Genomic DNA, 7,168 nt, shown 5'->3' on the forward strand with positions numbered 1-7,168 from the left:
TTTATGATTTGGTCTATCATTGTAGGTGGATTTATAGGTTTCATTGCAGGTGCTATTACCAATAAAGGCGGTGCAATGGGTATAATAGCTAATATCATTGCAGGTTTACTGGGATCATCTGTCGGTCAGGCATTATTCGGTAAATGGGGACCTACTATGGCAGGAATGTCATTGATTCCTTCTATCTTAGGTGCAGTAATTGTCATTGCTGTTGTTTCGTTTTTCTTTGGTAGAAGAGGATAGGAAAATGATTGATAAGATACTTTAGTATGTAAAAACAATTATATTATTTTTATATCTTAAGTCTATAGTACTCGAGTAATATTCTTATAGAATGAAAAAATATATGCTTTACATATAATTTAGTGGATAAGTCAATTCATATAATATATTGTAATAAATTTAGGTAAAAGGAGATTAGTATGTCATTAGAAGAGAAGATAGATCAGGCTAAAGGTGCTTTAAAAGAGGGTATTGGTAAAGTAACCGGTGATAAAAAAACAGAGAAGGAGGGAGCTGCTGAAAAAGTTGCTTCTAAGGTTAAAGAAGTTGCAAAAGATGTTAAAGATGCTGTAGAAGGAACGGTCGAAGGTGTCAAGAATGTAATAAATAAGGATAAAGAATAGCTTAGATTAAGATTGTCCTTTAAATAGTTAAATATTATGGTCTTCTATTAAAATAATTTATAATTATGTTAAATAGAAGACCATTATTGTTTATCGCAAATTATATTTTTTATAGTTAACCGGAGTGTACAATAATATGATAATTTATATTTTATAAATCTAAGTGAACAGGGCTTAGTATATAAAAAGCAGGCAGCCTTTTTGGCTGTCTTTTTGTATGTAGTTTAGGCTGCCTTTTTGATTGACAAAAAATCCTAAATAATATATACTCAAAAATGTAAACGCTTACATTATTGGAGGATGAAAAAGAAAATAAAGTCTGAAGATATGAAGCAAATATATCAATGTATAAAGCAGAGATTTAAAAGCTGAAAGGTAACATTGAAGTAGGTAAAATTATTTTAATGATAACAGATTACTTGTGGCGGCTGCCGCGGTAGTTAATAATAAAATATTAGGAGTACAATATGAAAGCTAAAGAGAGAATTATTCAATTTGGTGAAGGCGGTTTTTTGAGAGGATTTGTAGATTATTTCTTTCAGAAACTAAATGACAAGGGCTTATTTGAGGGCTCGGTAGTTGTGGTTCAACCTATAAAAACAGGAATGTGTGATATGTTGACAGCACAAAACTGTGAATACAATCTTTTCTTGAGAGGTGTTGACAACGGTAAGGTGGTAGATGAGCATACTCATATAGACGTTATCAGCAGATGCATCAATCCTTATAAGGACTATGAAGAATATTTGAGTCTGGCAAAGAATCCCGATTTCAGATTTATTGTTTCAAATACAACTGAAGCCGGAATAGTGTATGAAGATGATAACAAACTTTCAGATGCACCTGCAAACAGCTTTCCTGCAAAATTGACAGCACTTCTTTATGAGAGATTTAAAGCAGGTTTGCCGGGATTTATTATACTTTCATGTGAACTTATAGATCACAACGGTGAAGAACTTTTAAAATGCTGTAAGAAATATGCTTTAAAGTGGGAGCTTGGGGAGGATTTTGGCTTATGGCTTGAAAGGGAGAACAGTTTTTGTTCAACGCTTGTGGACAGGATAGTGACGGGATTTCCAAGAGATGAACATAAGGCACTTGAGGAGAGAATAGGTCAAAGTGACAATATGATGGATACAGCCGAGATCTTTCACCTTTGGGTAATACAGGGAAATCATGAGGATGAGCTTCCGTTACAAAAGGCAGGCTTTAATGTAGTTTGGACCGACAATGTGTACCCGTATAAGAAAAGAAAGGTTCGTATACTTAACGGTGCACATACATCAATGGTTTTAGCTGCAAGACTGTATGGACTTGAGACTGTAGGCGAGTGCATGAAGGATGAAAGGGTATCATCACTGCTTAGAAAATCTGTTTTTGAGGAAATAATCCCTACCATAGGAGATACCGAGGATAACAGGAAGTTTGGAGAGGCTGTATTTGAGAGATTTGCAAATCCTTTTATTAAGCATCAGTTACTTTCAATTGCACTTAACTCTGTTTCAAAGTTCAGAGCCAGAGTACTTCCGACAATCTTGGAGTATAAGGCAAAGAACGGACAGTATCCAAAGATACTAAGTTTTTCTTTTGCTGCACTTATTGCATTCTATAAGACTGATGAAGCAAACGACAGTGAAGAGGTTGTAAAGTTTATGAAAAATGCTTCTGTAGCGGATATATTAAAGAGAGAAGACTACTGGGGTGAAGACCTTAGCGATATGTATGATATTGTAAATAATTGGTATGAAAAAATAGAAAAAGAAGGTGTGGCTACTTGCTATGATGAACTTCTAAAATAAGAAAAGGTGGAGGTGACTCCATCTTTTTTAGTAAAAAAACTTTGATATTTCAGTTGATTTTTTAAGTGTAAAACAGTTGATTATTGTGCTAAACTAGGGGGAGTATAATGAAAGGAGAGATAGTGAGAAATGAAGGTTGTTGTCGCTATTGACTCATTTAAGGGAAGTATGTCATCTTTGGAAGCAGGAGAAGCTATAAAGACAGGTATACTTAAGGCAAAAAAAGATGCTACAGTTGAAATCAGGCCGCTTGCAGACGGTGGAGAAGGAACGGTGGAGGCTCTCTCAATAGGAATGGGAGGAAGACTCATAGATGTAGAAGTAACAGGTCCTGTAGGTAAAAAGGTAAATGCGGTTTACGGAATAGTGGAGTCTACAAAGACTGCAATAATGGAGATGTCACAGGCGGCAGGAATTACCTTAGTAAGCGGAAACGAAAAAAATCCTCTATATACCACCACATTCGGCGTAGGAGAGATGATAAAAGACGCTATAAAAAAGGGATGCAGACACTTTATTGTGGGAATAGGGGGATCAGCTACAAATGACTGCGGTATAGGAATGCTTCAGGCTCTTGGATATGAGTTTCTTGATATTGACGGAAAGCAAGTGGGGTACGGTGCAACCGGTGTCAGAGATATTGTAAAGATAGAAGATAAAAATGTGTTAAAAGAGCTTAAGGAGTGTAACTTCAGAGTGGCATGTGATGTAACAAATCCGCTGTGTGGGGAATCAGGTTGCAGTGCGGTATTCGGACCGCAAAAAGGTGCTACAAAGCAAATGGTAAAAGATATGGACTCATGGCTTTACAGTTTTTCAAATCTTGTAAAGGAAAAATATCCCGGCTCAGACTGTGAATACCCTGGAACCGGTGCGGCAGGCGGACTTGGCTATGCATTCCATAACTTTACAAACTCAAAAATGGAGTCAGGTATACAAATAGTGCTTGACGAAACAAGGCTTGAAAAGTATGTAAAGGATACAGATATAGTGGTGACGGGAGAGGGTAGACTTGACAGTCAGACTGTAATGGGTAAGGCTCCTATAGGCGTTGCAAATATTGCAAAAAAGTATGGTAAGAGGGTATTGGCTTTTTGCGGAAGTGTTACTGAGGATGCAGGAGTTTGCAATGAACATGGAATAGATGCGTTTTTTCCGATACTTAGAAGAATAGTCACATTGGAAGAGGCCATGACAAACAATATTGCAAAACAAAACCTTGCAGATACGGTAGAACAGGTATTTAGATTACTATAAAAAAATCAGCTTAGTGAGTAATATCATTAAGCTGATTTTTTGTTTTTAGAGTTTCAAATCTCCGTCCTTTACAAGTCCCATCTTTCTTACAAACATATGGATAACAGGTGTGATGAGTGCAGGAAGAATAAGGGATATCATAATAAGTCCGATCCAATCAAATGAAGTTATGGCGGATTTGGCACCGCTTGTTACATCATTTACCCAACCTGTATATACTCCGATTTGACCTACAAGTCCACATGTTCCCATACCTGAAGAAACAGCAGCACCGTTCATCTGTAACTTGAAGATACAGGTTGCGATAGGACCTGTTATCATGGATGTGATACATGGTGCTATCCAAACTCTCGGATTCTTTACAATATTTCCCATCTGAAGCATGGATGTACCGATTCCCTGTGAGATAAGTCCGCCCCATTTATTTTCAGGGAATGAGATAATTGCAAAGCCGACCATCTGTGCACAACAACCTGCCAGTGCGGCGCCGCCTGCAAGTCCGGTAAGACCAAGTGCGGCACATATAGCGGCAGATGAAATAGGAAGTGTGAGTGCTACACCTACTAAAAGTGAAACCAATATTCCCATAAGGAACGGTTGAAGACTTGTAGCCCACATGATAACGGTACCAAGTTCCATAGCCGCCTTGCCAAGACTTGGTGCAAGCAGTGCCGACAAAAGTATTCCGACTGATATAGTGACAAGCGGGGTGATGAGTATATCAACCTTAGTTTCTTTTGACACCATTTTACCCACTTCTGAAGCAATTATTGCTACAAAAAGTACTGCAAGCGGTCCGCCGGCACCGCCAAGTGCATTTGATGCAAATCCCACTGTAATCAATGAGAACAGTACAAGAGGTGGAGTAGCCAGAGCGTAGCCTATTGCTACAGCCATTGCAGGTCCGCTCATAGCACTTGCAAGAGAACCTACAGTATAGTCCACTCCTGCAATGGTGGCTACTGTGTTTGTAAGAAAACCGATATTAAACTGTTTTCCGACAGTATTGATAATGGTACCTATCAGTAGTGAACAAAACAGTCCCTGTGCCATAGCTCCAAGAGCATCGATACCATATCTCTTTGCAGAGATAATGACATCCTTTCGTTTAAGAAATAAATTAAGCCTTTCCATAATGAACGCCTCCGTTTAATTATGTTTATTTCCAGTACAATTCTAAAACTTTATTATACTTTGTCAAGCTAAATTATGCCAAATTTATAAAAATGTCAAAAAAATAGAACTTGACTAATACGCATGAGTGTGCTAGAATATGGAAGATTAAAGGATGCAGAGTCCTTTTTTTTTGGATTTTCAAGTCTAATTCGAACAATGGAGGTGGAATTGTGCGTACAAAGATAACACTTGCTTGTACAGAGTGCAAGCAAAGAAACTATAATACGACCAAGGATAAGAAAAATCATCCTGATCGTATGGAAATCAAAAAGTATTGTAAGTTCTGTAGAACTCATACAGTGCATAAGGAAACAAAATAGGAGTATTTATGGCTGAAGGAAAAAGCGGAAAGATATCTGACTTTTTGAAAGGTATAAAGACAGAGTTTAAAAAGATAGTATGGCCAACTAAGGATGATATAGTGAAAGAGACTGTTGCGGTTATTTCATCATCTATAGCAATAGGTATAATAATATCAATACTTGACTTTATCTTCAAGGTATTACTAAACTTTGTTATCAAATAGGTGATAATATGGCAGAAGCACAATGGTTCGTAGCCCATACTTATTCAGGCTATGAGAATAAAGTGAAAGTAGATATTGAAAAAACAATTGAGAATCGTGGACTTCAAGATCAGATACTGGAGGTTACGGTTCCTATGGAAACCATACTTGAAGTGAAAAACGGTGTCGAAAAGTCGTCAGATAAAAAACTGTTCCCGGGATATGTTCTTATACATATGTATATGAATGATGAAACATGGTATGTGGTTAGAAATACCAGAGGAGTTACAGGTTTTGTAGGTCCGGGAAGTAAGCCGGTACCACTCACCGAAGATGAGCTTGTAGCGCTTGGCTACAGCGGCAATGCCACAAAACCGGAAGCAAGGCTTGAGGTTGACCTCAAGGTAGGAGATATGGTTTCGGTTATTAGCGGAGCATGGAAGGATACCGTGGGAGTGATTACCGCTGTCAACGAAAAAAGAAAGACTGTTTCTATCAATGTAGAAATGTTTGGACGAGAGACAAAAGTAGAGCTTGAGTTCACAGAAGTAAGGAAAGTGTAATCCGGCATCAGTCGTTATTACATAGTGCATTTTAAATGCGTGGGAGGGAAGTTCCCGAAATTACCACAAGGAGGTGCCAAATGGCAAAGAAAGTTACAGGATATATAAAATTGCAGATACCTGCAGGTAAAGCAACACCGGCTCCACCTGTCGGTCCGGCTCTCGGACAGCATGGTGTAAACATAGTTGAGTTTACAAAGCAGTTTAATGCAAGAACAGCAGATCAGGGAGATTTGATTATCCCTGTAGTTATCACAGTTTATGCAGATAGAAGCTTTAGTTTCATAACTAAGACTCCACCGGCTGCAGTTTTACTTAAGAAGGCATGTAAAATAGCTTCAGGATCAGGCGTACCGAACAAGACAAAGGTAGCTAAGATAACAAAAGCTCAGCTTCAGGAAATCGCAGAGCTTAAGATGCCCGACCTTAATGCAGCAAGTATTGACGCAGCTATCTCTATGATAGCAGGTACAGCCCGTTCAATGGGTATCACAGTAGAAGACTAATTTAGGAGGTAATACACATGAAACACGGAAAAAGATATGTTGAAGCTGCCAAATTAGTTGATCGTAGCGTACAATATGATGCAAACGAGGCGGTAGCTATACTTAAGAAAACAGCAGTAGCTAAGTTCGATGAAACAATAGAATTACATATAAGGACAGGTCTTGACGGACGTCATGCAGACCAGCAGATTCGTGGTGCGGTAGTTCTGCCACATGGAACAGGTAAGACAGTTAAAATCTTGGTTTTTGCAAAGGGAGCAAAGGCTGATGAGGCTTTGGCTGCCGGAGCCGACTATGTCGGAGCTGAGGAGCTTATTCCGAAGATCCAGAACGAAGGCTGGTTGGATTTTGATGTTATCGTTGCAACACCTGATATGATGGGCGTTGTAGGACGTCTGGGTAAGATACTTGGACCTAAGGGACTTATGCCGAACCCTAAGGCAGGTACCGTTACAATGGATGTTACAAAGGCTATTGCAGACATCAAAGCAGGTAAAGTAGAGTATCGTCTTGATAAGACAAACCTCGTTCATGTACCTGTAGGAAAGGCTTCATTCAGTGAGCAACAACTTTTAGAAAACTTCCAGAGCATCATGGATGCTATCAATAAGGCAAAACCAAGCACAGTTAAGGGTGCATACCTTAAGAGCATTGTTTTAACTTCAACAATGGGTCCGGGTATCAGACTTAATGTTGCTAAGCTTGTAGGCTAGAAGCCAATATAATAAAGACGCAC

The 7,168-nt window shown here is 38.7% G+C and carries 10 protein-coding genes; 9 read left to right on the forward strand and 1 reads right to left on the reverse strand.

The features are described from left to right. The 4 genes from HMPREF0381_RS06130 to HMPREF0381_RS06145 all read left to right on the forward strand — a co-directional run. The coding region (locus HMPREF0381_RS06130; RefSeq protein ID WP_008751054.1) for a GlsB/YeaQ/YmgE family stress response membrane protein at positions 1-243 on the forward strand (243 nt) is incomplete at its 5' end. Positions 244-422: 179 nt separating this feature from the next. Continuing rightward, positions 423-626 (forward strand): CsbD family protein, encoded by a 204-nt coding sequence (locus HMPREF0381_RS06135; protein ID WP_008751055.1) that lies wholly within the window; start codon positions 423-425, stop codon positions 624-626. 467 nt (positions 627-1,093) lie between these two features. Beyond that, a complete protein-coding gene (locus HMPREF0381_RS06140; protein ID WP_008751056.1) occupies positions 1,094-2,425 on the forward strand; it encodes a tagaturonate reductase in 1,332 nt (443 codons plus the stop codon). Between the two features lie 129 nt (positions 2,426-2,554). Further along, positions 2,555-3,682 carry a glycerate kinase family protein gene (locus tag HMPREF0381_RS06145; protein WP_008751057.1) on the forward strand — a complete coding sequence of 376 codons (1,128 nt, stop codon included), beginning with the start codon at positions 2,555-2,557 and terminating at the stop codon, positions 3,680-3,682. A gap of 45 nt (positions 3,683-3,727) precedes the next feature. Here the strand turns inward: HMPREF0381_RS06145 and HMPREF0381_RS06150 are convergent, their stop codons facing one another. Continuing rightward, positions 3,728-4,816, reverse strand: coding sequence for a PTS transporter subunit IIC (locus tag HMPREF0381_RS06150; protein WP_008751058.1), 1,089 nt, complete (start codon positions 4,814-4,816; stop codon positions 3,728-3,730). 212 nt (positions 4,817-5,028) lie between these two features. Here HMPREF0381_RS06150 and rpmG point away from each other — a divergent pair, with 212 nt between their 5' ends. From rpmG to rplA, 5 genes are all read left to right on the forward strand, one after another. Beyond that, a complete protein-coding gene (rpmG, locus tag HMPREF0381_RS06155; protein ID WP_008751059.1) occupies positions 5,029-5,178 on the forward strand; it encodes a 50S ribosomal protein L33 in 150 nt (49 codons plus the stop codon). A gap of 8 nt (positions 5,179-5,186) precedes the next feature. Then, a complete protein-coding gene (gene secE / locus HMPREF0381_RS06160; protein WP_008751060.1) occupies positions 5,187-5,384 on the forward strand; it encodes a preprotein translocase subunit SecE in 198 nt (65 codons plus the stop codon). Positions 5,385-5,392: 8 nt separating this feature from the next. Further along, positions 5,393-5,926 carry a transcription termination/antitermination protein NusG gene (nusG, locus tag HMPREF0381_RS06165; protein ID WP_008751061.1) on the forward strand — a complete coding sequence of 178 codons (534 nt, stop codon included), beginning with the start codon at positions 5,393-5,395 and terminating at the stop codon, positions 5,924-5,926. Positions 5,927-6,006: 80 nt separating this feature from the next. Beyond that, positions 6,007-6,432: a 50S ribosomal protein L11 gene (rplK, locus tag HMPREF0381_RS06170; protein WP_008755241.1), complete on the forward strand. Its 426-nt coding sequence runs from the start codon at positions 6,007-6,009 to the stop codon at positions 6,430-6,432. Positions 6,433-6,449: 17 nt separating this feature from the next. Next, positions 6,450-7,145, forward strand: a complete 696-nt coding sequence (gene rplA, locus HMPREF0381_RS06175; protein WP_008751063.1) for a 50S ribosomal protein L1 — start codon at positions 6,450-6,452, stop codon at positions 7,143-7,145. Positions 7,146-7,168 lie beyond the last annotated feature (23 nt).

Source organism: Lachnoanaerobaculum saburreum DSM 3986, assembly GCF_000185385.1.
GTDB lineage: Bacteria > Bacillota > Clostridia > Lachnospirales > Lachnospiraceae > Lachnoanaerobaculum > Lachnoanaerobaculum saburreum.

What these genes read in the sequence shown, in the direction of transcription:
- rplA (WP_008751063.1), top strand. Translation starts at nt 6,450, where the DNA reads ATGAAACACGGAAAAAGATATGTTGAAGCTGCCAAATTAGTTGATCGT.
- HMPREF0381_RS06145 (WP_008751057.1), top strand. Translation starts at nt 2,555, where the DNA reads ATGAAGGTTGTTGTCGCTATTGACTCATTTAAGGGAAGTATGTCATCT.
- rplK (WP_008755241.1), top strand. Translation starts at nt 6,007, where the DNA reads ATGGCAAAGAAAGTTACAGGATATATAAAATTGCAGATACCTGCAGGT.
- HMPREF0381_RS06140 (WP_008751056.1), top strand. Translation starts at nt 1,094, where the DNA reads ATGAAAGCTAAAGAGAGAATTATTCAATTTGGTGAAGGCGGTTTTTTG.
- HMPREF0381_RS06150 (WP_008751058.1), bottom strand. Translation starts at nt 4,816, where the DNA reads ATGGAAAGGCTTAATTTATTTCTTAAACGAAAGGATGTCATTATCTCT.
- nusG (WP_008751061.1), top strand. Translation starts at nt 5,393, where the DNA reads ATGGCAGAAGCACAATGGTTCGTAGCCCATACTTATTCAGGCTATGAG.
- secE (WP_008751060.1), top strand. Translation starts at nt 5,187, where the DNA reads ATGGCTGAAGGAAAAAGCGGAAAGATATCTGACTTTTTGAAAGGTATA.
- HMPREF0381_RS06135 (WP_008751055.1), top strand. Translation starts at nt 423, where the DNA reads ATGTCATTAGAAGAGAAGATAGATCAGGCTAAAGGTGCTTTAAAAGAG.